This is a genomic window from Streptomyces sp. NPDC041784 (assembly GCF_055591025.1).
Map to the genome: position 1 here is coordinate 1 of NZ_JBVJAB010000013.1, position 22,675 is coordinate 22,675.

Here is a 22,675-nt window from a genome sequence, read left to right on the forward strand (position 1 = left end):
GGCGCATCATGCGCCCACTCCTCGGGCACGAACAACCGCCACTGCAGCGGACAGGAGGCAGTGTCGGAGACCGCGTGCACGCTCACCGCGACCTGACAGTTGGCCTGCTTGCCCAGCGCCCCGCAGTACTGGTGCGCAACCGCCACCGACATCTTCCCGTCCTTGGGGAACGACACATCATCGACCGCCCAGGCATCCGGGCCGATCAGCGGCACCATCCGCTCCGCGATCCGCCGCCGCACCGGCACCGGATCCCACGTCGACTGGTTCACGAACTGCTGCAAATTCTGCTCGTTGCCGTCCGGCAGCCGCTCCGCCATCGGCTGGATCGACTTCCGCCGCCCGTCCAGCATCAGCCCCCGCAGATAGCAGTCCCCCTTCGCCCGCTGATCCTTGCGCGGCACCGACGCGAACACATCGGCCACGAATAACGCCAACTTCGCCCGAGCACGGTTCACTTCATGTGCGTCCACACCACCAACATGCCCCCAAACAGGACCGCGAGACAGACCTAACTGAGTCCTACTAGCTAGGGCTTGCATGGCAATTCGCCTCCACCAAGGGTCCTCTCAGAATCCGGGGGCCGGCATGAAGCTCGGCCACCACGAGGGCACGCCGCTGGGGCAGGAAGGGGTGGTGGCGCCGTCCCAGAAGATCGAGACGACGCACCACACAACGGCGAGGAGCGTCACCGCGAGGGCGAAGGCATGGAGAAGTGGCCGGTTCCCGATGAGGACGCCCACCCCGACCCAGACCAGCAGCAGGAGCGCCCAGAGGCCCGGGATGAAGAGGAAGAGGAGGAAGCCGCCGTTGGCCGCGTTGTTCACTCCCACGTCGCAGGCGTTCCACGACCTTCCCAGAAGCATGGCGGTAAGCACCGCGAGAGCCAGCCCCGCCACCACGCCGAGCCATCCATGCAGCCGTCGGCTCCCCATACGCCCCCGCTCGCCGTCCACTCCGGGAAGCGCCGGATCCGCACCGCTTGTCACTGTATCTATCCACCCGTTGCGCCAGCCTGACCATGAGGGATGACAATGCCTTGATCCTAGTAATCACATGATCTGCTGGACCGGCCGAGGGGGCCTCGCGGGTTGAAGGCGATGAGGTCCATGGACCGGGCGATGCGTTCGGGGTGGAGGGTGATGGTGGACGGGTGCGACATGGTCGTACTCATTCGCCTTGGCACGGAGATGGCCACGATCCGGCATGCCTGCAGCCCCGGCAACTGCCCAAACGGCTGGGGGTCATGGGGGGCTGGGGGTCATGGGGGGCTGAGGGTCATGGGGATCGCGGCCGCAGTCACTGACCTGGCAAAACAGGATGTCACGTCATGCGCCGGCACCCGCCGTCACGATCATGCAGGCCCTCCTCACGCGTAGGCCTCGGGTTCGAATCCCGAAGGCGGCTCCACTGGATCCCAGCCCAGACACTTTCTGAGCTGGGATCCAGTGTTCAGTGGGTGTGACGGCGGGGCGTGCCTCAGGCGGTCAGGGACTTCCACAGGGTGATCGGGCGGTCCTCGACCGCGACCTGGTCGTTGTGCCCGTGGCCGTCGGCGATGGAAATGATCCGGTATTTCTGCTGGTGGAACACCCAGAACAGGCTCAGCCCGTTGATGCGTTGCATGTCCGGCACGGCGAGGAACTCGTCCACGCGGGAGATGCCGGCCAGTGACTGCCACAAGCTGAGCGAACGGTCGCCGCGTTCGATGACGTCGTTGTGTGCGGAGCCGTCGGCGATCGAGATCAGCCGGTAGACCTGCTGCCCCAGGGACGAGTGGAAGAGCCAGTAGTAGCTCTTCCCATTCTGGCGCTGCATGTCGGGCACCGGCAGGAAGGCGTCCACCTGCGCGATTCCGTTGAACGAGGCCCAGGCCGAGATCGGCCGGTCGGGCCGGTCGACGGCGGCTGCCGCCTCCGGGGCGAGCCCGGACTCCGCTCCGTCCGCGACCGAGATCAGCCGGTAGACCTGGCGGCCTTCCACGGTGTGGAACAGCCAGTACCGGCTCCGGCCGTTGACACGCTGCTCGTCCGGCACCGGCAGGATCGCGTCCACCTTCGACACGCCGTCGTAGCACGGCCAGGTGGACAGGGGCCGGTCGGGGCGCTCGACGACGTCCTTGTGCTCGTCGCCGTCGGCGATGGAGATGGTGCGGCAGACCGCTCCGTCGCCGCCGGTCCCGAAGGCCCAGTACCAGCTCTTGCCCTGGTCCCGTTGGCGATCGGGGATCGGCAGGAAGGCGTCGGTCGGCCGGACGTTGTCCGGGAGCTTGTCGGTGAGGCGGCCGTCGCCCAGCAGCCGCAGTGTGGTGAGCGAGGGGACGAAGGCGTAGACCGAGCCCTCGGTGGTGACGAACTGATGGAAGCTCAGCTCGGTCGTCGCGTTGGGGCTCTCGAAGGCGACCTTGCCCGTGGGGCCGACCATCGGGTCGGGGCCGGGCTTCGCAGGGCGGTTCGGCGGGAAGTCGACGTTGTTGATCCAGCTCTTCTGGATGAACTCGAACTGCTCGACGAGGTCGGACTGGTAGCAGACGAAGAGCAGTCCGCGCGGGTGGTCGGGGCCGCCGGGGCCGTCCGAGGCCGGATCGAAGGGCGCGCCGTAGGGGGCGCCGCGGCGGATGATCCGGCGTCGGTCCATGACCGGGTTCTCGGGGAACGGGTCCGCGCCGGGCTTCTCCTGCAGGCCGTCCCGGGGATTGGTCTTGCGCAGGTGGGAGAAGAGCGGGGTGATGAACCCCTCGGGGTCGTTGCGGTAGCCGAAGTCGTTGTCCTGGCTCGCGAGGGCGTTGTCCGGCATGTCGGCGTGCGGGCACTTGGCGACGGGCGTGCCCGAGCGCCAGCGGCCCACCAGCCGGGCGGCCAGCCATTCGGCGGTCGCCTCGTCCGGCACCACCTTGGCCTTCCTCAGGACCTTCAGTTGCGCGGTGACCTGGGCCCACCAGCCCGGGACGTCCTGACCGAGCCGGCGCACCACCTGGAAGCTGCCGTTGTTGGCCCACTCGGGCATCTCGTCGTACGGAATCCCGCCGACCCTCTCGTGCCCGATCACGAACTCACCAGGCGGGATCAGCCGGGTGCCCGGGTGGTCCTTGACGTACTCCGGCCGCTTCGGGTCGGGCTCGTCGAAGCCGATGACCCCCGGCTCGCTGACCCCGTCCTTGAAGCCGAAGTGTTCCTTTCCGCGGCGGGCGCCCGGCAGCGTGGCGCCGTTCTGCTGGAAGACGATCACGATCTTGGCCTGAGCGGCTGCCTCGCGCTGGGCGGTCAACGCGTCCTGGAGCCCCTCGGCGGTGTCGGAGGCGACGGTGATCACGGCGTGCACGGTCTGGCCCTTACCGTCCCCGAACAGCCAGTTCTCGGGTGAGCTGTCGCCGGTGTCGCCCAGTGAGCGCTTGTGGGACCCCTCCTTGAACGCCTCAAGGGTGCCGCCCTTGCGTACCGAGGGCAGGGGGTCCTTGCCGCCGATGAGGACCTTCAGGCCCTCGTAGGTGAAGCTGACGTTCGTCCAGGTGGCCTTCAATGTCTGCGGGTCGTCGCCGCCGGTGGCCTGTCTGGCCTTGCGGAACGCCGCGTTGAAGGTGGCCACCTGTCTGGTGGTGGAGATCTGGGAGGCGAGCCGTTTCACCCAGGTGCGTGCCCGCGGCGGGTCCTCGAACTTGAGGAAGAGCAGCGTCATGCGGTCCTTCTTGAAGCCCGCGATCACATCGCCCTGGATGTCGTCACTCTGACGCAGCTTGAGGTCTTCCGTCATGCTTTCTCCTTGACGGTCGCATATGCCATGGGATCATCATGGTAATCACAAAACTACGCTATGTGATCGATGTGAGGACGGGGCATCTCCGAGTCGGCTGCGCGTCGCGATCCCGCGCCGTAGCCCAGAACCCCCGTCCCGCAAGGGTTCTGACCCGCTTGGCCGTCGAGAGGTCACCCGCCTGCCCGGCATCGCGCGACATCGGCCGTCCGGCACGTGAACACTGTGAGTAGTCGCTTACCTGCGTCGTGTGCCTATGCCGGATGCCTATGTCGTACGCCTGCGTCATGTGCACTCGTCATGCGCTCTCGTCATGCGCTCTCGTCATGCGCTCTCGTCATGTGCTTGCCATCGGACCGGTGACACGGCGCGGCCCGCGACGCCACCGCTGCGCGCCCTGCCCTCTCTCTCGCAAGGAGTCCCATGTCCCCCAGGAACCTGCCCGGTCCGTCGTCCAGACGGATGCTGTACGCGGCGATCTCCGCGTGTGCCGTCTCCGCGCTGACACTCACCGTGCTGTCGTCCGGCCCGGCCGCCGCCCACGGGCACGGCGGTGACGCCCCCTCGGCCGACCGGGCGCAGGCCGACCCGGACGAGGCGACGGTCATCGGCAAGGAGCACGCCGAGGAACACGCCATGACCAGGAGGGCCATCAAGGCCGTCGGCGAGTACCCGCAGTCCACCCGCACCGAGCGGCTCAAGGCACTCGCGGCCTCCCAGGCCACGGTCAACGCGGACTTCGACGCGCTGGACGCCGGTAAGTTCCGAGAGTACTTCCAGTCCCCGGACTTCGCCGCGCACATCGCCATGCTGCCCACCGGCAAGGTGCTGCTGTTCTCCTTCGAGCGCATCGAGAGCAACCCCCAGAAGGAGCCGGCCCCGACCGACACCATCGGCAAGGAGAACGCGGGCCGCGCGTACCTGTGGGATCCGGCCAAGGGCACCGGCGCGAGCTCGTTCACCAAGGTCACGCCGCCCGTGATCAACATGCCGGACGGGCTCAACCAGCCCCGCCCCGCGCCGTTCTTCTGTGCCGGCCACTCCTTCCTGCCCAACGGGATGCTCGGCGTCTTCGGCGGCAACCTCGGCGGCAACGGCGGTACCGGCGCGAAGCTCTCCCTCGTCTTCGACCCGTGGGAGGAGAAGTGGTACCAGAACCAGGACATGGCGGTCGGCCGGTGGTACCCGTCGGTGGTGACCGGCGCGGACGGGCGGCAGCTGATCATGTCCGGCCAGTCGGAGCTCGGCTGGGGCACCCCCACCTCGATCGTCGAGCGCTTTCCCGCCCTGAACAAGCCCGTACCCACGGCCAAGACGGACAAGCCGGAAGGCTGGGCGGTGGAACGGTTCAAGGCCGACGCCCCGTTCAAGCGGGACTACCCGCACCTCTTCTCACTGCGGGACGGCAAGATCTACGGCCTGGGCCGGAACCCCGAGCAGCAGTGGAAGTTCGACACCGCCGCCGAGACCCGGACGGACCTGGCACCCCGTCCGGACAACATGCCGCGCAACTACGGTTCGGCCGTGCCGCTCCCGGCCGGTTTCAAGGGCCCGGACTCGGTGGTGGTGCTCGGCGGGGACCGGAACGACCCGAACACGTATCAGCTGGTCGGCGGCCAGTGGAGCAAGGAGAAGGCGAGGGCGTTCGGCCGCACCCAGGACGACACCCTGCTCATGCCGGACGCCACCCTGATGACCGTCAACGGCGCCTTCGACATCCGCGACTACGGCAACGGCCCGTACAACCCCAACGCGGACCTGAAGTACCGCCAGATCGAACTGCGTGACGAGAACGGCAACTGGAGGCTCGGCCCGGCCCAGCGGCTGCCGCGCGGCTATCACTCCAACGCCGTGGTGCTCCCGGACGGCCGGGTGATGGTCACCGGTGACGAGCTCCAGCAGCTCGCCAACGACCCCGACATCACCGACGACATGAACGGCAGCATCGAGATCTACGAGCCGGCCTACCTCCAGCAGGGCAGCCGCCCCCACCTCGGCATTGTGTTCAACCCGTCCGTCGGGTACAACGACAAGATCACGGTGAGCAGCAACACCGCCGCCGACGTCACCCGTGCCGTCCTGCTGGCGCCGACCACCGCGACCCACTCGGTCAATACCAGCCAGCGCCACCTCGACCTGCGGATCAAGAGCCGCAGCGGCAGCTTCCTCGAACTCCAGGCGCCGCCGTCGGCCAATGCCGCCCCTCCCGGCTACTACATGCTCTTCCTCCTGAACGAGGAGGGCGTGCCCAGCACCGCCGGCTGGGTCCAGGTCAAGCCGACCTCGGGCGGCCAAACCCTGGGGGCGAGCCTGCGTCCGTAGCGACCGCCTGACTTGTCGGGCCTGCTGCGAATTCCGCGGGAGGCTCCGCTGAAGCCTGGCTCAGATGCCTTCTGAGCTGGGCTTCATTCGTTCGGGGAAGCGGTGGCTCTGCCAGTCGCAAGTGCAGGGATCGCAATTCGTCGGCGTGGCTGTTCTACGGTGCGTTGTGCGGGGCGTTGTGCGGGGGGTGTGACAGGTCGACGCCAGGCGGCATTCAGCGGACGAACCACGCCCTGCCGTGTCGCGCACCAGCACGACGAGGGCTGCGCCAGCGTGGCCCGACCCGCACACCGCCACCACGAAGGAACTGCCCGGGGGCGGCCGCATCCGACCAAGAACGCCGCTGCCCGGTGGTCAGGCCAGGTCGGGTACACCCGCGTCAGCAGGGCACCGCGAAGTCGGTGCGCCACGACGCTCGTCACGGTGGCTGCACGCGGCGTGCCAACCTGCGGCCCCAGGTCTGGCTCGGCACTTCAATGCAGCGGTAGGTCAGCAGGCACAGGGGCAGCAGCACGGTGAAGAACGCCGCTTCGAGCACGAGATTGTCCTGCCGCCGCCGGCCCATCGTGCTGTCGATCACCGCCAGCAGCACCGGATGCACCAGATAGACCGAGTAGCTGATCGTTCCCAATCCGGTCAGCATCCGCGGTATGCGCCGGCGGCGCGACGCCAGTCCGGCGCCGAACGTGAGCACAGCCAGCAGGAATGCGACGATCCAGCCTCGCCGTGTGAAGTGGCCATCGTCGCCGTACCAGTACGCACTCCCCACGGCACAGGCGACCACCATGACGGCAGTGCCGGCCGCATAGCGCCAGGTGCCCTGACCGTTCTCGGCACGGTAGACGGCGGTGCCGAGGAACATCACGGCGAGGATCACCAGACCCTCCCACAGCGGGACCGTGCCGTTGAACGGGACCAGGACGAGCGCCAGCACCCCGCCCAACACACCCCCGAACCCCCGGAGCACGGGTGACCTGGCGCTCGCACAGCAGATGGCGACCCCCATGGCGATCGAGGCGAACGCGATCAGCGGGCCGGTGCCGACCAGGCCGGACAGGGCAGAGGCCGGCAGCACCACCCCTGCCGTCACGCTCACAGCGGCGAGCCCGGCCAAGATCACGGCGAGCGCCGCAGACTGCTGGTGAAGGCGGACCGTGAAGAGAGCGACGACCAGAAGGTAGAAGGACATCTCGTACGAGAGCGTCCACAGGACGAGCAGGAGATTGGGTGTCCCCAGTAACTCCTGGAGCATGGTGGCGTGGGCGACAGCCACGGTGGCAGCGTTCTGCTGACCGAAGTCACGCATCTCCGCAATGCCCAAGAGGTTGACGGCAAGGAGCGCAGTGACGACAGCTGCCCACAGCGGGTACACACGGAAGATCCGTCCGATCCAGAACGTCCTGACGCAGCCCCGGCGCTCCAGCGAAGCGGGGATGATGTAGCCGCTCACCAGGAAGAACACCATGATGGCGTAGCGGCTGGTGTTGAACTGCGGCATCAACTCCCGCCGGAAGTCCGCCATGAAGGTGTACGAGGAGTGGTCGAACACCACGACGAGGGCGGCGATGCCGCGCAACGCGTCCAGCCAACCCAACCGCGACGGACCGGCCGCCGCGATGATGGCCAGTAATCGTGAAGTGACGGACAGTGAGCGTTTCGGTGAAGCAAGGACGAGGGGTGGGGATTCCATGCGTAGACGAAGTCCTTCGGTGAGGTGTTCGTTGGGCTTGTCGTGAGGCGGTTGCCGGCGTGCTCCGCAGCGGGCGGGGGGAGATCGTCAAACCTTCGATCCGGCCGACGAAGGTGCGGCCGCAGGGCGACGGAAGGGCGGCGGAAGGCAGCAGGACGCGCCTGATGTGGTGGTTACGCCGCGATCACCCGTGTGATGTTCAGTGGCTGACCAGCCCCGAGAAGGGGGCGAGCATACCCATCACTCGCGCTGCGGCAGAGAGCGCGCCATGGGCCGTGCCCCCGTGCCCCCGTGCCCCCGTGCCCCCGTGCCCCCGTGTGCCGGTTGCCTGGCGCCCGCGGAACTTCGCCTCCGCGGCTTTGGCGAGATACTCACCGGCACTCACCGGCACTCACCGGCCGCCTCGGACTCGGTTCCTGTGCACTGTTTCATTCCTTCCGGTGCGGTCCTGACTTGCAGGGACTACTCCCCAGGGGCGACGTGGACCCGCTGGGTGCGCTTGCAGGACGCCCCCTGCCAGTCGCCAACGACCAGCAGGGAGTTCCCCGCAGAGCGGTCCCCCGCGCCGCTCACATCACCGAGTCCAGCGGCTGGAGCATTGTTCGGCAGTACCGTTCTGGCGGCCGAACAATGAAACGGGGCGCGCGAGTCTTTCGGGTGTCGTAGAGGCGCATGGATCGGCTGCCCGCTGTGATGCAGGGGCGGCCGGAGGGGGTGAAGGTGTGGCGGGGCGTCGTGAGGTGCCGGTGGATCCGGCGGCGGGTCCGGTGCAGCGGTTCGCGTTCGAGTTACGCAAGCTGAGGGCGGAGGCGGAAGGGATCACCTACCGGTCACTGGCCCAGCGGGCGGGCTACTCGGTGACCACGCTGTCGCAGGCAGCGGCGGGCGCCCAGTTGCCGACGCTGCCGGTGGCCCTGGCCTATGTGGGGGCGTGCGGTGGAGATTTGGCGGAATGGGAGGCCCGATGGAGGGAGGCGGTGGAGGAGTCCGCCGGTGAGGGCTCTGGGGACGACGACGGATCACGCACGCCGTACCGGGGTCTGGCACGGTTCGAGAGCGGGGACAGCGGCCTGTTCTTCGGCCGGGACCAGCTCACCGCCGATCTGGTCGACCTGCTGCGCCGCCGACGGTTCGCCGCGGTCTTCGGCCCCTCCGGCAGCGGCAAGTCCTCCCTGCTCCGGGCCGGCCTGATACCCGTCCTCCGGCGTACGCAGGAGCCGGGCCTGCGCCCGGCCGCGATCCGGGTCCTGACACCGGGCGCACACCCCGCCCGCAGCCACGCAGCCGTCCTCACACCCGCGACTCCCCTCGACCGCAGCGTCCTCAGCGGCGGAGCGGACACGTTCGTGATCATCGACCAGTTCGAGGAGGTCTTCACCCTCTGCCACGATGCGGCCGAGCGCGCTCGCTTCATCGATCTGTTGCTGACGGCCCGGCAGCCCGAGAGCCGCCTGCGGGTGCTGTTGGCGGTGCGCGGCGACTTCTACGGCCGCTGCGCCGAGCACCGCGAGCTGGCCGACGCACTGCGCGATGCCAACCTCCTGGCCGCAACGATGAGCCAGGCGGAACTGCGCGACGCCGTCGTCAAGCCGGCCACGGCCGCCGGGCTGACCGTGGAACGCGCCCTCACCACCCGGCTGGTCGAGGAGGTCGCCGACGCGCCGGGCGGGCTGCCGCTGCTGTCCCACGCGTTGCTGGAGACCTGGCACCGCCGCCGTGGCAAGACACTGACCATGGCGGGGTACGAGGCGGCCGGTTGCCTGGACGGCGCGATCGCCAAGACCGCCGAGAAGGTCTACGGCCGGTTCACCGAGGACCAGGCATCTGCCGCCCGCCGGGTGTTGCTGCGCATGGTCGCCCCCGGTGACGGCACCCCCGACACCCGTCGCCCCGTCGAGCGCGCGGAACTGCCCGGCACCGGCCGGGATGACACCGCCCAGGTGGTGGAGGCGCTCGCCGGGTCGCGGCTGCTCACCCTGGACGGCGACACGGTCGAGATGGCCCACGAGGCCCTGATCACGGGCTGGCCCCGGCTGCGCGGGTGGATCGAGGAAGACCGCGAACGCCTCCGTGTGCACCGGAACCTGACCGAAGCGGCAAACGCCTGGCGGGAACTGGGCCGCGAACAGGGCGCTTTGTTCCGGGGAAGCCGGCTCGCCGCCGCCCAGGAGCACTTCGGCGGCGCACCGCGCGAGGACCTGACCGACCTGGAGCATGCCTTCCTCGACGCCGGCCTCGACCACGAGCGGAAGGGCCGTCGCCGGTACCGGCTGGTGCTCACCGCGGTCACCGCCGCCCTGTGCCTCGCCCTCGTCGCCGCCGGCCTCGCCGTGGGGCAGTGGCAGAGCGCGGTCACCGCCCAGCATCTGGCCCAGTCCCGCCAACTGGCCGCCCAATCCGGTGCATTGCTGGACTCCGAGCCCGACCTCGCCTCACTGCTCGCCGTCCACGCCTACCGAACCAGCCCGACCCGCGAAGCCGCCGCCGCCCTGTATGCTGCCGCGGCGCTACCGCTGCGCAAACGCCTGATCAGCGGCACCAAGCCCGTGGATTCCATCGCCCTCAGCCCGGACGGACACACCCTCGCCGCCCACAGTGGAGACGGCAAGGTGCGGATCTGGGATCTGCCCGAAGGCCGGCTCCGACACACGTTCACCGGCCACAACACCGGCGATGTCGCCGCGTTCAGCCCAGACGGACGTACCCTCGCCGTCGCTACGGCCAGTGGCACCGGCGCGCAGATAGGCCTGTGGGATCCGGTCACCGGCAGGAAGCTCAGATCCTTCACCATCCCCGACGGCTCGGTACGCGGGATGGCCTTCAGCCCTGACGGTCGTAAGGTGGCGGCCTCCTCCCCGGCGGCTGTACGGGTGTGGGACGTGGCCACCGGCCGGCGTCACAGCTTCAGGGGCCACCCCGACCCGCGGGCGGTCGCCTTCGGCCCTGACGGACGTACCGTCGCCGCGGTAGACCGCAACGGAGTGGTGCGGGTGTGGGACGTGGCCACCGGCCGTACCCGGACCACCCACGACAGCCACATCGAGGGCCATGCGGTGGGCTTCAGCCCGGACGGCCGGACATACGCGATCGTCCGCGCCGACGGTTCGGTGCAACTGCGTGAGGTGGCCACTGGCGTCGTCCGGCGCACCCTGGGAGACGGTCCCGTCGAGTTGAGCAAGGTGGCCTTCGCCCCGGACGGGCGGACTCTCGCCATCCCGGGCCCTGGGGACGCAGTGCGCCTCTGGGACACCGCCTCCGGCACAGCGCGGGCCACCGTGACCGCCGGTCACCACGGGCTGGGAGCCATGAACGTGGCCCTCAGCGCGGACGGCCGCACCCTGGTCACCAGCAGCAACTCGGACCCCACCGTCCGCGTCCACCGCCTATCCGCAGATCACCCGCAGACCACTCTGCCAGGCCATGCCGGCACGTACCTCACCGACCTGGCATTCAGCCCGGACGGACGGACGGTGTCCACGGTTCACCAAGGGCCGCCCGCCGGCCGTGGGTCGGTACAGCTCTGGGATGCCAGGACCGGTGATCCCGAAGCCGCACAGGTACTCGACACCGACCCAGCACTCCGGGGAAAGCAGCTGCCCGTCACGGATTCCCGCCTCCGGGCCGTGGGGTTCAGCCCGACCGGGCGCGCCCTGGCTGCCTGGGCCGTCAAGAACAGGGTGATCGAGGTCCGTGACGTTGCCACGGGCCGCCTACGCCAAAGCCGTGCCCTGGGCGCCGTTCAGACGGCGGCCTTCAGCCCCGACGGGACACGGCTCGCCATCGTCGGCAGGGGGGAATCGGTGCACATCTGGCACCTTTCAACCGGCGCCCTGCACAACGCCGGCACCGGCCACGGCCGACCCGTCAGGGCGCTGGCGTTCACCCCGGACGGCCGCACACTCGCCGTCGCGACCGTCGAGGCCGGCGACGAACAGGTCACGCTGTTCGACGCCGCAACCGGCCGCACACAGCGCACCATCAAGCCGGGCGCCCGGAGCCCGCTGTCCCTCGCGTTCAGCCCGGACGGGCACACCCTGGCCACCGCGAGCAGCAGCAACGGAGTCGTGAAGACGTGGGATGCGGGCAACGGTCAGCTCCAAGACAGCTTCAGTGTCAGCGGTGAGGTGGGGTCGCTGGCTTTCAGCTCCGATGGACGCACCCTGGCCGCAAGCAGCGTAAGAGGAGTCCAGCTGTGGGACCTCGCCACCAGCCAGGCCAGAATCACCCTGCCGACCCGCTCGCTCGCAGCAGTGGCGTTCAGCCCGGACGGACAAACCCTGGCGATCAGCACGGGCGGCTCCGTCGGGCTGTGGAACGTCGAGTTGCCCGACCCGGCCCGCGCGATCCGCACCATTTGCGAGGCCATCGACACCGCTCTCACCCCTCTGGAACAGTCCCGCTACCTGCACGACCAGTCCACTCAAACCGGCTGCCAGACGGCCGCGCGATAGGGCCTCACTGCATCACCACGCAATGCGAACACCGGCCCCAGGAGCCGACCCTGGTGGAGCCTCTGACGCGTCAATAGGGACTGGCCAGGGTGGGTGTGGGCAGGGTGGGTGTGGGCAGGGTGGGTGCCCGGCGGCCGTGGAGGGTCCGGGTGTCGGGTGTCCGGGGTTGCCAGTCAGGTGGCGTTCTCCCTCGGGTTGAGGGTGACGGTATAGCCGGGCTGGTTGACCTGGTCGAGCTGGTTGAGCTGGTTGAGGGCCCGGCGGGTGGCGCGTTCGGGGTCGCGCTGGGCGAAGTCGGTGCCGCCAAGGTCATGGTCGGGGGAGGTTGTCGGTTGTGCGCACATGCGCGTGCCGGGAGCGCGGCTGCACATGGCATCCGCGCCACCAGGGCTTCGGCGGGCCGGTGCTGCTCACTCCCACCCGCGATCGCAGCGGCCGCGCATGGCGGCTGGCCGACACCTGCGCCGTTTGCGCGGCAGCGACCCGCAACGCCGCCGTGGTGCCGGACACCATGCTCAGCCCCGAACGGCCCGCGACGGCGGTACGTCGTTGCAGGACACCGCGCATTCGGGACAAGCCCCAGCGGGTGTGGGAGAGACACTCGCCCACCTCGCGTCCGCGCCTGCCGAGTATCAGGTCCTCTGCGGCCCGGCTGCCGGCCCTGCAGTGCGCCACGCCATGCAGTGCGCCCTCCGCGTGAACGCGGGCAGCGAGGTCCGCCTGCCGGCCGCCTGCTGCGCGGCATGCGCCTGCACCGGCGCGGCGAGGTGTGGCAGGAACTCGTCCCGGGCGACTGGATCGAGCCCCGGGGCGCACCGCCCGTCGGTACGCCGCCCACTGGGCGCTACGGCCTGCCCTGCTGGTCGTATCCGCGGCAGCTGCACCAGCCGAGCGGCTGACCGCACTCGTGCCGGCGGCACACACCATCGCGGCCGGCTGCGCGGCCGATATGGACGTCGTCGCACGCCTGTGTGGGCACTCGTCTCGGCAGACCGCGGAACTCCTCGACCGGCTGGTCGGCGTTCGCGTCCTCAGTTCCTGGCAGCACCAACAGGGAACCGACGAGGTGTTCTGGCAGGCGGCTACGGAAAGGCCTCACCGAACCATCTGCAGCGCAGACAGGCACCGGTGCTGACCGACCACCTGTTCCCAGCCTTGCGGATGAGGAATGCCGCATCCCGCATCCGTAGTATCACTAGGACACGAAAGAGCAGCAGTAACCACTGACGGACGCAGCGGCAGTTGGAAGAGTCCGCATCCGAGTCCGGGCGCGGGCCTGCGAGGTCCATGAAGGAGCGTGAGGATCATGTCTGACACCACGACCGAAACAAACGGGGTGACCTCCCAGTACGCAGCTCAGGTGGCCGGTGACCTGGAGCACAATCTCAAGGAGCGGGAACGCCTCGCCGGTGAGATCGCCGTGCTGCAGGGCCAGTTGGACGCTCTGGAGAAGGACCGGACGGTGCTGCTGAACCTCCAGCAGGCACTCGGCTCCGTCTCCTCCCCCGCCGCGCCTATTGCCGAGCCTGTTGCGAAGGTGCCCGCTGCCCGCAAGAAGGCTGCGACCACGGCGGGCACGGCCAAGCAGACGAAGGCCAAGAAGTCCGCCACAGCGGCCGGCAAGCCGGCCGGCAAGCAGAGGACGCCCCGCACGACGCCCGCCGAGCCGGCTCCGCCCTCGCTGGTCTCCCTGGTCCGCGAGCACCTGGCAGGCCAGAGCGAACCACGCTCCGCAGCAGAGGTCGCCCAGTCGCTGGGACAGCAGCATCCCGAGCGCGGCATCAAGACGACCGTCGTGCGCACCACCCTCGAAGGGCTGGTCGCCAAGAACCACGCCCAACGCACCAAGCAGGGCTCGTCCGTCTTCTACACCTCCCCCGAAGCTCCGCCGCGGGCCGAGGACCAGGCGCAGGACCAGCCGGCCTGACCTCTGCCCTCAGGCGAGGGGAGCGTCGAAGCCTTCCCGGTTCTTGCAGGTGAAGCCGTGTTCCCGCCTGCTGCGGGCGATCCTGTCCTCGAGCACCGCTGCTGCGGCCGCTGCCGAGCGGTGCGGTGGGCTGAGCGACTGCGGTCAGGAACCTGGTCCAGAACCGGACGTGGCGCAGTTGGCGTTCGAGGATGGAGGCGACCAGGGCCTGGCGGCAGGCCGACTTCACGCCGTAGGCCTCGGCGATGCCCCTCACCTGCGCCGCCTGGCGTTGCAGCGGCACGGACCATGTGGAGAACATATCGGCGGGTCACCGGGGAGACAGCCCCGCTTTGGCCCGCCAGTAGTCCGCGTCGTGAGGATCTGCCAGCCAGCCGGTCAGACGTTCAGCGCCGGCACGGAAGGCCTGGGGCAACAAGGCCTCCTCGGCGGCCACGATCCTGAGGGCGTCGACGTCATGCGTGGCGTGATCGGTCTCGCACCAGCAGGCCACGTTCACAGCCGTGTCGACCGCGAGCCCGCCCGCGTCTGTCCACACCACCTGAAGCAGGAACTCCAGCTGCTCGCCACCCTCGGCGTGCCCGATGACATCCAGTCCGAGGATGATCGGCGTCCCCACCCGCGCCCCTGGGAAGGCGGCGTGCTCCGGGAACCACTCCCAATCCGCCGCGCCTCTACCAGCACGAGCCGCGTCGACCGAGCGGGCCGCCTGATCCAGAGAGTCCACATCAGCCGGCGACAGGAGTGGGAAAAGCACGGCCATGGGGACGTCGTCGAAGTTGCCTCGCATGAGTCGATCATCCGTGGCTCCGGCTCGCACGACGAGCCCTGCGCAGATTCCTGTGGTGGCCCTGTGGGAGCCCACAGCTTGGAGCGCAGCAACTGAGCACGTTCATCCGTACCTGGTTGAGCACTTCGACGAGTACGCCGACAGATGTCAATAGACGCCACCGGCCTGACGTTCCCGAAGACCGTGTTGTTCGGTCCGGGGTCGTGGTGGCACACGCACAGCGCGCTGTCGACTGTCGCCCACGCCAAGGCCGGTCCGTTGAAATCGCCAGGCCCGAAGAAGTCGGCGTCCGCGCCGACGATGAAACAGCGCTGCTACCGCGGCCAGGCCGCCACCCAGCCACACCCGTCCGACGCGGGTGTCGAGCCCTTCAGCCACCGTTACTCCGATTCCGGCCGTGGGCGCAATGTGCCGTCGAGCGGAAAGCCGGCGGCGGCCGCGATCCGGTTGCGGGATGCGAGCAGTCGGGTTCTCAGGGCCGTCAGGTCGACGTCCACGAGCACGCCGTCGCGTTTGACCACGCGGCCGGCGACGAGGACGGTGTCCACCAGACCGGGGTGGCCGGCGCTGACGATGGTGGCGGCCGGGTCGGTGACCGGGAAGACGGTCAGGTCGTCGGCGCGCAGCAGGATGACGTCGGCGTCCTTGCCGGGCGTGAGGCTGCCGGTTCGGGCATCGAGTCCGCACGAGGCGGCGGCGTCGACGGTGGTGAACGCCAGCAGGTCGCGGGAGCGCAGGCCGCCGTCCAGGCCGCGCCGCACGGCGAAGGCGGTGCGCATGGTGGAGAACATGTCGCCGCCGACCGACGGGACGTCGTCGATGGACAGCGTCGGGCGCAGGCCGGCGGCCAATGCCCGGCCGGTCATCGGCGTTCCGAACCCCATCTTCAGCTCGACGTCCGGGCTGATCGACACCGAGCTGCCCGCGTCGGCGAGCATCCGCAGTTCTTCGTCGCTGATCCCGTTGGCGTGCACGAACGTGGTGGCGTCCCGGAGCAGACCGTGCTCGCGCAGATCGGCAACCGGGCGCTGCGTACCGTCAGAGGCGATGTGCAGGCTGGTGCGCAGGCCGAGTTCGGCTGCCAGCTTCAGCTCCCGGGCGACGGTGTCCATGCTGGTGACCTCGGGTCCGCGCAGCCCCAGCGCCATGGTGACCAGGCCGTCCCCGGCCAGGTCGGAGCGGACGCGGCGGATGTCGGCGTCGACGGGGTCGGGGGTGCCCCATCCGGCGCCGAGGCAGAAGATCGACCGCCCCGGCGCGTCCCGCAGCGCGGCGCCGGCGGCGTCCTCGTGCTCGTGGCTCTGCGCGACGTGGTACCAGTCCAGCATCGTGGTCACGCCGGAGTGCAGGGCCTCCAGGCGGCCGAGAAGGTTCCCGCACAGACGTCTTCGGGCTGGTAGTGGGGTTTGACCGTGCCGTGCATGGCCGCCGCCCACTCGGGGAACGTCCAGTCCGCGCCGACGCCTCGGAACACGGTCTGCCAGGTGTGGCGGTGGTTGTCCACGAAGCCGGGCATGACGATCCGGTCGGTCGCGTCGATCACCTCGGCGTCCGGCGCGTCGACGCGCTCGGCCACCTCGACGATCACTCCGTCCTCGAGCAGCACGTCACCGCGGTCGAGATCGCCGACGGCCGGGTCCATGCTGACCACGGTGCCGCCCCACTCCCCACAGCACGGCTCTCACCGTCGACGACTTCAGCCGCACCCGCCGCCTTCCAGCCCCCGAACGGACCCTGGCGCGCCGGGTCCGCCACGGCGAGCGTGGAGATCGCCGTCCCCGCCCACAACGAGTAGCGTGCCCTGCCGGGCGGTCTGGCACCCTGCAGTCTGTACCTCGACCGCAGCGTCCGGATCACTCCTCCCGCCACAGCGGTACCCGCTCAGTCGGCGCCGCCGTCAACACCGTCCGGCTCGTCCGCGGCTGGGTTGCGCAGCGGGCGCAGGCCGCCGCCGGCCGGATTGGAGGTGCGGAAGCTGTAGCGGCCCAGCACGTTGCGCTCGCCTGCTTGAGCGGGGAGAGCCAGGCGACGTCGTCGTTCAGGACGTCATCGGGATGAATCCGCTCTGCTCCTGAAGGGTGACGCAATGCTTTCCCGACCGTCGTCGTCTGTTGGCGGGGAAGGGATTCGTCGGTCCAAACGATCGGCGGCGTCCCTCGCGGGCGCCCCGCGTCAGAAGTGGAGTCGGCTTTGGTACCGAACGGAACCTACATGATCGCCCGTCCCGGCGAGCAACTGCTCACGATGGAGGACGGGTCGTCGGAACCCAAGACACCCGTTGTGCTGCTGCCGCCCACCGGCAACCCCGGCGAGCAGGAGTGGCAGCTGGAGGAACTCAGCAACGGCAACTGCACGATTCGCAATCTCAGGAGCGAAACGTATCTGGCCTTCGACGGTGACCCGGAGATGAACAAGCCGGTCGTCGGGTACCCCGAACCGCGCGAATGGGCGCTCTACCAGAGCGCGCAGCCGCACACCTTCCACGTCGTCGTCCCGGGAGGCCCCGTCGACGGCCAGGAGCTGGCCCTGGACCTCAGCCTGCTGCGGATCTTCCCGCCCCGCATCGCCCTGAGGCCACTCGATGTAGACGATGTACGCCAGGCATGGACCTTCCAGTTCATGGAGTAGACGTCCAGAATCGAGTGCCCGGGCCGCCGGCGGCCGACCCGGGCACCGGCCCGAAAAGCACGGCCCTGCTCACCACGGCCGCCTATCGAGTGACAGCCAACCTGCATCCGTGTCAACCGTCGTGCAGATTTCACGCTGCTGCTGGTCACTGGCGCTCGAAGCGGGAGGCGCAGCGTCTGGGACAGGTATCCGGTGCCGCCTGGCGCCGTCACGGTCAACTCGCCGGTCTCGAAGCGCTCCTGCCGTGCGATGAGTCTGAGCAGCATGGACTTTCCGGAGCCGTTGTCACCGATGGCACCGACCTTCTCGCCCGGCTTGACGGTGAGGCTCACCTGGTCGAGTACGACGTGGTCGCCGTATCGCTTGGTGATGTGGTTGGAGTGAGTTGTGACGTACGCGTGATGCCGTTCCCCCTTTTCTCGGCCGGGCCGGTCGATGTCGTTCGATGACGTCTCCGTGCGTGCGGTGCGGGGCGGGGCGCAGCGAGGCCGGCGAGGGGGTAGTGGGCGTCGTATGGGATGTCTCCTCTGGGCGGGGGCAGGGCGTGACGGCGGCGGCGTGGGATCAGGGAGCGGCCGGTGCGACCCACTCGACGAACTGGACGATCACGCCGTTGGGGTCGGTGATCTGGAAGAGCCGTTCGCCCCAGAGCTCCTCGCGCAGCGGCATGGTGATGTCCACGCCCGCGGCCTGCAGGCGCTTCTCCTCGTCCTCGATGCCGGTGGTGGTGAAGGCGAGGATCAGGCCGGAGGCGTGCTGGTCACGCTGGTCGGCCGGCAGGATCTGGATGCCGCGGGCGAGCAGGACGATGTCGACCGCGGCATCCGGGCGGGTCAGGGAGGCGAAGCCATCGGCGGCGGCCTGCTCGGTGTAGCCCAGGTGGGTCGTGAAGAACTGCTGGGAGGCGGCGACGTCATCGACGGTGAGCGAGACGGTGGAGGCGGTGATCTGCAAGGTGTTTCTCCTCATGGGTTTCGGGGTGGGGAGTGGTGCGTGCCGGTCGGTCGAGGTCGCGCGCCGTGATGCGGGGTTCGGGCAAGGGCGCTTCCGTTCCTCGCCCCATGGGAAATTTATGACGGACGTAAACTTAGTCCAGCCACCTCGAAGGTGTCAACATAAAAATACTACGAGTGTAAGATTGCCCCATGAGTACTGACGTCACCTCGTCCGCACCCCCTGCCGGCCTGCGGGAATCGAAAAAACAGGAGACCCGGCAGCTCATCTCCGACCACGCCACCCGCCTCTTCATCGCCCAGGGCTTCGAGCAGACCACCATCGCCGAGATCGCCGCCGCCGCACGGGTCGCCAAGAAGACGGTGACCAACTACTTCCCGCGCAAGGAAGACCTGGCCCTGGACCACCAGTACGCCTTCATCGCCTCCTTGGCCCGCACCGTGACCGATCGCCAGGCCGGTGAGTCCGCCCTGGCGGCACTGCGCCGCACCTTCACCGATGCAGCCAGGGCCGCCGAACCGGTCGCCGGGTTCTCCGGTCACGACTTCGCCCGCATGATCGCCGACAGCCCCACCCTCTCCGCCCGCCTGCGCGACCTGCACGACCTGCGCGAGGCAGCCCTGGCCGACGCTCTGGCCCAGGCCACCGGCACACCCCGGGACGACATCACCCCCCGCGCCGCCGCCGCCCTGCTCGGCGCCGTGCACCGCACCCTGTTCCAGCGCATCCAGGAACTCACCCTCGCCGGCGAGGACAGCTCCCGGATCTCCACCACCGTCACCGCGGAGGCGGACAGCGCCTTCGGCCTACTGGAGCCCTCACTCGCCGACTACGCCACGGCATGACTGTCTCGCCCCATGGCGACATCCGAGAGTCGGCGGCATCCCGCGCAGCCCGATGCTTACGGCCCCGGAGACCTCGTGGGGCGCGCGGGCGAGCTGGAGCTGATCGACTCACTGCTCGCCGGGCAGGACATGATGGGGAAGACCCGCTTGACGAGACGGACCGTATCGTCTAACTTCTCTTTCATCGGCAGGCAGATTGTGCTCCTTCTGCCGGCCACACGATCCTGTCGCCCAGCAAAGGACTGCTCTTGCACTGTGCTTCCGTCGACACCACCGTCACTGCTTCTCCTCTCACCGCGTCTCAGATCGCCCTTGCCGAGGTGACCAAGCGCTACGGCGACCGCATGGTGCTGGACCGCGTGTCTCTCACTGTCCGGCCGGGCGAAAAGGTCGGGATCGTCGGGGACAACGGCTCTGGGAAGTCCACGCTCCTGCGGCTGCTGGCAGGACAGGAGCCTGTCGACAACGGCAGCCTGACCGTCATGGCACCGGGCGGGATCGGCCACCTTCGCCAGACTCTCGATCTGCCCGGTTCGGCGCGCGTGGGCGATGCCGTGGATCACGTACTGGGCGAACTGCGCGCCCTGGAACACCGTATTCGTGTCGCCGAGGCCGCACTGAGCACGGCAGGCCCTGCTGAGTTCGAGCGCTACGCCACACTGGTGGCCGAGTTCGATGCGCGGGGCGGGCACGGAGCGGATCGCCGGGTCGAGGTGAGCCTGCGCCGGCTCGGCGAGCACGCGCCACTGGACCGGGAGCGTGTGCTGAGCACCCTCTCCGGAGGGCAGCGCTCCCGGCTCGCGCTCGCCGCGACCCTGGCCCTGTCCCCCGAGCTGCTGCTGCTCGACGAGCCGACCAACGATCTGGACGACGAGGCCGTGGCCTGGCTCGAAGGACATCTACGCCGTCATCGGGGCACGGTCATCGTGGCCACGCACGACCGGGCATTCCTGGAACGCGTCACCGACACCATCCTGGAAGTGGACCACGATCAGCGCACGGTACGGCGCTACGGCAATGGATACGCCGGCTTTCTCACCGCCAAGGCGGCAGCCCGGGCCCGGTGGGTGTGGGATCACGAGCAATGGCGCAATGAGGTCGCCCGACAGGAACACCTCGCCGACTCCAGTATCGGGCTGCTGACCGAGATCCCCCGCAAGGGGCCGTGGGCGTTCAGCGGCGCCGGCGCTTTTCGAGCCCGTTCGCGGGCACACGGCGCACAAAGCCGCATCCGGAACGCACGCGAGCGGTTGCAACGGCTCACGGAGCACCCCGTGCCGCCACCTCCGCAGCCACTGCGGTTCACAGGCCGCGTCGAAGGCACGCCGACCGCCGAGGAAACATCAACGGCAGCGCACCTGGAAGGCGTCCTGGTCAAAGGGCGGTTGTACGTTCCGTCCCTGAACCTCGCCCCTGGTGACCGACTCCTCGTCACCGGCCCCAACGGTGTCGGCAAAAGTACCCTTCTCCAACTGCTGGCAGGGGAACTGACGCCTGACGCCGGTACCGTGCGCCGACCGCGCCAGGTTGGATTCCTACGTCAGCAAAGCGCGCCCGACGACGCCTTCGATGCCCGAACGCTGCTCGCGGCATTCGCGGCCGACAGGGCGGGGCAGCCCGACGAGCACGCCGACGCACTCCTTGCGCTCGGCCTGTTCCACGCCGCCGACCTCGCCGTTCCCGTACGGAGCCTGTCCGTCGGGCAGCGCCGCAAGCTCGAACTGGCCCGGCTCGTGACGGCCGGCCCACTCGATCTGCTCCTGCTCGACGAGCCGACGAACCACTTGGCCCCCGCCTTGATGGAAGAGATCGAGGCAGCCCTGGCCCACTACACCGGCACGCTGGTCGTGGTGACACATGACCGGCTCCTGCGCGAACGCTTCCACGGGCCCCGCCTGGAACTACCCATGGCCGCCGAGAGGACGCGCCAGAACTGACGACCGTGAGGCGCCCGACCGTCCACGCCGAATGGCCGCTCAGAGATCCGCGACCGCAGGGCCAGAACCGAGCCTGAGCCGTCGTACGGCGACGCACCCAGCCCTCCAGCACCACCCGCTGGACGCTGTCACCGTCACCGACAACGGCGGAACCTTCGGAGCCGGACGACGCATACCGTCGCGACAACGAATCTCCGACTCGGGTCACCCGTACCACAGCCGCAGATCGCGCCCGTGACCTGCAGTGACGCTGGACGCAGGGCAGCCACCCAGCATGGAGGCGGCCTGTGATCTATCGTGAGTGGGGAGTGCCGGTGCAGCGTTCCGGCCTGGCGGCGGGGCGGCGTAAGCAGGGCACCGTGCTACGCGCTTCAAGTCGGTCAGCATGTGCTGTTCGAGGAACCGGACGTTCGCGCGCCTGGGTCACGGCGCACGGCATACCTGTCGAGCCCCGCTGCCGGGCGTCGCAAGGACGCGGACGCTGACCGCGGGACGGGATGGTGACCGATGCACCCGGCAAGGCGGTCGACGGTTACGAAGCTGGGTGCCGTCGCAGCGATGAGTCTGCCGTCGCCCACAGGTCCACCTCCCGACCGAGACAACGAATCGGGAGTAAGGCATGGGTCTCATCCACATCGAGCTGTTCGCAACCCTCGACCTCGTCGGGCAGTCGCCCGGCGGCCCCGACGAGGACCCGGTGGGGTTCCCGTTCGGCGGCTGGCAGGCGCCCCTGCTGGACGAGGTCGCCGGGGCGCAGGTCGGTGCCGCGTACGAGGGCACGGACGCCCTCCTGCTCGGTCGGCGGACGTATGACATCTTCGCCGCCTACTGGCCGCACCAGGAGGGCGGCGCGGACAACGAGATCGCCACACTCTTCAACAGCGTCCCGAAGTACGTGGCCTCCCGCGGCAGGCCAGACCTCTCGTGGGCCGGGTCGACGCAGCTCGGCCCGGATCTGGCCGGCGCGGTGCGCGAGGTCCGTGACAGACACGAGCACGTGAAGGTCGTCGGGAGCCTGAACCTGGTGCAGACCCTCCTGCGCGAGAAGCTCTTCGACCGTCTCGACCTCTGGGTGCACCCGATCGTGCTCGGCGTCGGGAAGAAGGTGTTCGACGGTGGCGCGGTACCCACGAACGTCACCCTCCTCGAACCGCCGGTAGCCGGTCCGAAGGGCACCGTGTACCTGCGCTACGGGCTCGCCGACGGCACGCCCGGGACGGGGGACATGAGCGCACCCGATCGCGGTCTGGGGCGCGACGACTGAAGCCGCCCCACGCCAGGTGCGTCCGTGTCGTTCCCGGTCGCATCCGCGTGTGCGCGTGTGCGCGTGTGCGCGTTGCGGGCGGCGGGTCGTGGAGGGGTCACGAACTGCTTGGCGTGG

The 22,675-nt window shown here is 69.2% G+C and carries 17 protein-coding genes and 1 pseudogene; 8 read left to right on the top strand and 10 right to left on the bottom strand.

Going from position 1 to position 22,675, the window contains the following annotated elements; genetic code table 11:
- From ACZ6D7_RS26515 to ACZ6D7_RS26525, 3 genes are all read right to left on the bottom strand, one after another.
- A partial coding sequence (locus ACZ6D7_RS26515) for an IS701 family transposase (protein ID WP_469495552.1) occupies positions 1-473 on the bottom strand: 473 nt, incomplete at its 3' end.
- 96 nt (positions 474-569) lie between these two features.
- A complete protein-coding gene (locus ACZ6D7_RS26520; RefSeq protein WP_469495556.1) occupies positions 570-866 on the bottom strand; it encodes a hypothetical protein in 297 nt (98 codons plus the stop codon).
- A 613-nt stretch (positions 867-1,479) separates the two neighbouring features.
- Positions 1,480-3,750 (bottom strand): Dyp-type peroxidase, encoded by a 2,271-nt coding sequence (locus ACZ6D7_RS26525; RefSeq protein WP_469495559.1) that lies wholly within the window; start codon positions 3,748-3,750, stop codon positions 1,480-1,482.
- 423 nt (positions 3,751-4,173) lie between these two features.
- On the opposite strand from ACZ6D7_RS26525, the gene ACZ6D7_RS26530 reads away from it, so the two are divergent.
- Positions 4,174-6,072 (top strand): galactose oxidase-like domain-containing protein, encoded by a 1,899-nt coding sequence (locus ACZ6D7_RS26530; protein ID WP_469495562.1) that lies wholly within the window; start codon positions 4,174-4,176, stop codon positions 6,070-6,072.
- A 418-nt stretch (positions 6,073-6,490) separates the two neighbouring features.
- On the opposite strand, the gene ACZ6D7_RS26535 is transcribed toward ACZ6D7_RS26530, so the two are convergent.
- Positions 6,491-7,762: an acyltransferase family protein gene (locus ACZ6D7_RS26535; RefSeq protein ID WP_469495565.1), complete on the bottom strand. Its 1,272-nt coding sequence runs from the start codon at positions 7,760-7,762 to the stop codon at positions 6,491-6,493.
- Between the two features lie 722 nt (positions 7,763-8,484).
- On the opposite strand from ACZ6D7_RS26535, the gene ACZ6D7_RS26540 reads away from it, so the two are divergent.
- On the top strand, positions 8,485-12,213 hold the full coding sequence (locus tag ACZ6D7_RS26540) for an nSTAND1 domain-containing NTPase (RefSeq protein ID WP_469495568.1): 3,729 nt from the start codon (positions 8,485-8,487) through the stop codon (positions 12,211-12,213).
- Between the two features lie 173 nt (positions 12,214-12,386).
- Here the strand turns inward: ACZ6D7_RS26540 and ACZ6D7_RS26545 are convergent, their stop codons facing one another.
- The gene (locus tag ACZ6D7_RS26545; RefSeq protein ID WP_469495571.1) at positions 12,387-12,557 is read right to left on the bottom strand and encodes a hypothetical protein; all 171 of its coding nucleotides are present in this window, start codon (positions 12,555-12,557) and stop codon (positions 12,387-12,389) included.
- Between the two features lie 399 nt (positions 12,558-12,956).
- Between ACZ6D7_RS26545 and ACZ6D7_RS26550 the strand changes: the two genes are divergently transcribed.
- Both ACZ6D7_RS26550 and ACZ6D7_RS26555 read left to right on the top strand, forming a co-directional pair.
- The gene (locus ACZ6D7_RS26550; RefSeq protein WP_469495574.1) at positions 12,957-13,112 is read left to right on the top strand and encodes a hypothetical protein; all 156 of its coding nucleotides are present in this window, start codon (positions 12,957-12,959) and stop codon (positions 13,110-13,112) included.
- A gap of 407 nt (positions 13,113-13,519) precedes the next feature.
- On the top strand, positions 13,520-14,140 hold the full coding sequence (locus ACZ6D7_RS26555; RefSeq protein WP_469495577.1) for a hypothetical protein: 621 nt from the start codon (positions 13,520-13,522) through the stop codon (positions 14,138-14,140).
- Between the two features lie 310 nt (positions 14,141-14,450).
- On the opposite strand, the gene ACZ6D7_RS26560 is transcribed toward ACZ6D7_RS26555, so the two are convergent.
- From ACZ6D7_RS26560 to ACZ6D7_RS26570, 3 genes are all read right to left on the bottom strand, one after another.
- Positions 14,451-14,930 (bottom strand): hypothetical protein, encoded by a 480-nt coding sequence (locus tag ACZ6D7_RS26560; protein WP_469495580.1) that lies wholly within the window; start codon positions 14,928-14,930, stop codon positions 14,451-14,453.
- A gap of 380 nt (positions 14,931-15,310) precedes the next feature.
- Positions 15,311-16,258, bottom strand: coding sequence for an amidohydrolase family protein (locus ACZ6D7_RS26565; protein ID WP_469496199.1), 948 nt, complete (start codon positions 16,256-16,258; stop codon positions 15,311-15,313).
- Positions 16,259-16,263: 5 nt separating this feature from the next.
- On the bottom strand, positions 16,264-16,572 hold the full coding sequence (locus ACZ6D7_RS26570; RefSeq protein ID WP_469495583.1) for a hypothetical protein: 309 nt from the start codon (positions 16,570-16,572) through the stop codon (positions 16,264-16,266).
- Between the two features lie 569 nt (positions 16,573-17,141).
- Here ACZ6D7_RS26570 and ACZ6D7_RS26575 point away from each other — a divergent pair.
- Positions 17,142-17,558 carry a hypothetical protein gene (locus tag ACZ6D7_RS26575; RefSeq protein ID WP_469495585.1) on the top strand — a complete coding sequence of 139 codons (417 nt, stop codon included), beginning with the start codon at positions 17,142-17,144 and terminating at the stop codon, positions 17,556-17,558.
- Positions 17,559-17,704: 146 nt separating this feature from the next.
- Here the strand turns inward: ACZ6D7_RS26575 and ACZ6D7_RS26580 are convergent.
- A pseudogene (locus ACZ6D7_RS26580) lies at positions 17,705-17,929 on the bottom strand (ATP-binding cassette domain-containing protein); the annotation flags it as partial.
- 193 nt (positions 17,930-18,122) lie between these two features.
- Complete coding sequence (locus tag ACZ6D7_RS26585) at positions 18,123-18,512, bottom strand: VOC family protein (RefSeq protein ID WP_469495587.1); 390 nt, start codon at positions 18,510-18,512, stop codon at positions 18,123-18,125.
- A gap of 191 nt (positions 18,513-18,703) precedes the next feature.
- Between ACZ6D7_RS26585 and ACZ6D7_RS26590 the strand changes: the two genes are divergently transcribed.
- The 3 genes from ACZ6D7_RS26590 (at position 18,704) to ACZ6D7_RS26600 (ending at position 22,558) form a co-directional block, all read left to right on the top strand.
- On the top strand, positions 18,704-19,357 hold the full coding sequence (locus ACZ6D7_RS26590; protein WP_469495589.1) for a TetR/AcrR family transcriptional regulator: 654 nt from the start codon (positions 18,704-18,706) through the stop codon (positions 19,355-19,357).
- Between the two features lie 344 nt (positions 19,358-19,701).
- Positions 19,702-21,294: an ABC-F family ATP-binding cassette domain-containing protein gene (locus ACZ6D7_RS26595; protein ID WP_469496201.1), complete on the top strand. Its 1,593-nt coding sequence runs from the start codon at positions 19,702-19,704 to the stop codon at positions 21,292-21,294.
- A 619-nt stretch (positions 21,295-21,913) separates the two neighbouring features.
- Positions 21,914-22,558 (top strand): dihydrofolate reductase family protein, encoded by a 645-nt coding sequence (locus tag ACZ6D7_RS26600; protein ID WP_469495592.1) that lies wholly within the window; start codon positions 21,914-21,916, stop codon positions 22,556-22,558.
- Positions 22,559-22,675: the final 117 nt, after the last annotated feature.

Coding starts and splice junctions, on each gene's coding strand:
- ACZ6D7_RS26520 (WP_469495556.1), bottom strand. CDS start 866: ATGCTTCTGGGAAGGTCGTGGAACGCCTGCGACGTGGGAGTGAACAAC.
- ACZ6D7_RS26525 (WP_469495559.1), bottom strand. CDS start 3,750: ATGACGGAAGACCTCAAGCTGCGTCAGAGTGACGACATCCAGGGCGAT.
- ACZ6D7_RS26530 (WP_469495562.1), top strand. CDS start 4,174: ATGTCCCCCAGGAACCTGCCCGGTCCGTCGTCCAGACGGATGCTGTAC.
- ACZ6D7_RS26535 (WP_469495565.1), bottom strand. CDS start 7,762: ATGGAATCCCCACCCCTCGTCCTTGCTTCACCGAAACGCTCACTGTCC.
- ACZ6D7_RS26545 (WP_469495571.1), bottom strand. CDS start 12,557: ATGTGCGCACAACCGACAACCTCCCCCGACCATGACCTTGGCGGCACC.
- ACZ6D7_RS26550 (WP_469495574.1), top strand. CDS start 12,957: ATGCGCCTGCACCGGCGCGGCGAGGTGTGGCAGGAACTCGTCCCGGGC.
- ACZ6D7_RS26555 (WP_469495577.1), top strand. CDS start 13,520: ATGTCTGACACCACGACCGAAACAAACGGGGTGACCTCCCAGTACGCA.
- ACZ6D7_RS26560 (WP_469495580.1), bottom strand. CDS start 14,930: ATGCGAGGCAACTTCGACGACGTCCCCATGGCCGTGCTTTTCCCACTC.
- ACZ6D7_RS26565 (WP_469496199.1), bottom strand. CDS start 16,258: ATGCTGGACTGGTACCACGTCGCGCAGAGCCACGAGCACGAGGACGCC.
- ACZ6D7_RS26570 (WP_469495583.1), bottom strand. CDS start 16,572: ATGGACCCGGCCGTCGGCGATCTCGACCGCGGTGACGTGCTGCTCGAG.
- ACZ6D7_RS26575 (WP_469495585.1), top strand. CDS start 17,142: ATGATCGCCCGTCCCGGCGAGCAACTGCTCACGATGGAGGACGGGTCG.
- ACZ6D7_RS26590 (WP_469495589.1), top strand. CDS start 18,704: ATGAGTACTGACGTCACCTCGTCCGCACCCCCTGCCGGCCTGCGGGAA.
- ACZ6D7_RS26595 (WP_469496201.1), top strand. CDS start 19,702: ATGGTGCTGGACCGCGTGTCTCTCACTGTCCGGCCGGGCGAAAAGGTC.
- ACZ6D7_RS26600 (WP_469495592.1), top strand. CDS start 21,914: ATGGGTCTCATCCACATCGAGCTGTTCGCAACCCTCGACCTCGTCGGG.